We start from the raw sequence: 336 nt of genomic DNA on the forward strand, positions 1-336 counted from the left end.
GCCTGAGCCTGAGCCGGAGCCGGTTGAGGAAACTCAGTCCGAAAAGCCTGAGCCGGTGGTTTTACCGGAACCGCAGGTCGACCCTGAACCTGCAGTAGAACCGAAACATGAGGTTGAGAAGGAGCCGGAACCGACACTGGTCGCGGAAGAGCCAAAGGCTCCCGCGCCTGCAGAACCCGCCTCCGACGAAGCAGACGTCGAACACCAAGACATCGAAGAAGCAAAAGAGGCAGCTGACGCAGCCGCAGCAACGGTCGACGGGGCGGAACGTGCCCTGGAAGACGGTGCCGAACAGAACGAGGACGCAATTGTCAGCGAACCAGTCTCCTCCGAGCC

Annotated in this window: 1 pseudogene; it reads left to right on the forward strand. The window is 61.3% G+C overall.

Going from position 1 to position 336, the window contains the following annotated elements:
• Positions 1-336: pseudogene (locus ACXIUA_RS01240) on the forward strand (hypothetical protein); the annotation flags it as partial.

It is taken from the genome of Corynebacterium sp. UMB8791 (assembly GCF_054166365.1).